We start from the raw sequence: 1,165 nt of genomic DNA, 5'->3' as shown, positions 1-1,165 counted from the left end.
GTCAGTTGTTCGCCAAACAGGCGCTGCGCGCCTTGGGGTGCGTTTTGCGGCACGGTGTAGCGCAAAGCCAGGTCAACGTCGGCGGTGGACATGTCGACCGCGACGTCGGACGCGTCGATGCGGATGTCGATGTCCGGGTGCTCGCGCTGAAAGGCTTCCAGGCGCGGAATCAGCCACATCGTGCCAAACGACGCCCAGGTGGTGATGGCCACACTTTTGCGCCCCACGCTTTGCCGGATTTGCCGCACCGACGCATCAATGCGTTCCAGCGCCGCGCTGGCGGAGCGCAACAATTGTTGCCCCGCGCTGGTCAATTCCACCGAGCGGGTGTGGCGCAGAAACAAGGGCGCGCCCACCTCGTCCTCCAGCGCCTGGATTTGCCGGCTGACGGCGCTCTGCGTCAGGGAAAGCTCTTCGGCGGCGGCGCGAAAATTCAGGTGCCGGGCGACCGCTTCGAAGGAACGCAAATGCCCGGCCGAGATGGGGCGGGTGCGGGGATGGTGGCGCGTGAGTTCCATGGCGAGGGTGGGTGCATTGATGCGGTATGGGAATCAATAGCTTAGCGCCATTTCATTGGACGCGCGTGTCCGGGCGCTCGAAACTGCAGGCTCCTATCCCTGTTTCAGGAGCCCCTCATGTCCACCTGCCCACCCCTGCAAGCCGTTCCCCGCTTTGTGTCCGCGTCGCCGGTGGGCAAGCACCCGGCAAGCCCCTGGCCCGAGGTGGGCAGCTGGAAGCTGGCGGCGGGCGCCGCGCTCAGCCTGCACCCGCGCCGCGCCGGCTGCTTGCGCTTGGCCGCAGGTCGCGTCTGGGTGACGCTGGGCGGCCCGTATGCCGGCCACGGCAACGAGCGGGGCGACCTGTTCTTGCAAGCCGGTGAGAGCGTGGCGGTACCCGCGGGCGCCCGTTTGGTCGTGGAGTCGGTGCAGGCGCCGGCCATGGGCCCGGCACGCTTCGACTGGTCCGAGCACGCAGAGGCAAAGGTAGGGGTTGGTGCGCGACCCAGCCGCTTCCAGAGCCAAGTGGTCTGCCCCGCCCGGGACCTGGTGCAGGCATTGGCCCAAGCCGGCGGCGCGCTGCTGCGGCTGTTCGGTGGCGTGTTCGGCTACGGCGAATACCTGATGGCCGGCCGTGGCCGGGTGCTGCCGCACTGGGAGTCCAACCC

2 protein-coding genes are annotated in these 1,165 nt (G+C 68.2%); one reads left to right on the top strand and one right to left on the bottom strand.

Annotated features, from left to right (window positions below; translation table 11 throughout):
* On the bottom strand, positions 1 to 518 hold a 518-nt coding region (locus ABYB95_RS23750; RefSeq protein ID WP_372662921.1), incomplete at its 3' end, for a LysR family transcriptional regulator.
* Positions 519 to 635: 117 nt separating this feature from the next.
* Between ABYB95_RS23750 and ABYB95_RS23745 the strand changes: the two genes are divergently transcribed.
* Positions 636 to 1,165: DUF2917 domain-containing protein (locus ABYB95_RS23745; RefSeq protein WP_372662918.1), on the top strand; the 530-nt coding region annotated here is incomplete at its 3' end.

The organism is Hydrogenophaga sp. (genome assembly GCF_041633695.1).
In the GTDB taxonomy this organism is placed as follows: domain Bacteria; phylum Pseudomonadota; class Gammaproteobacteria; order Burkholderiales; family Burkholderiaceae_C; genus Hydrogenophaga.
Note: the sequence above shows the minus strand (reverse complement) of the source record. Positions and strands in the feature narration are given on the sequence as shown.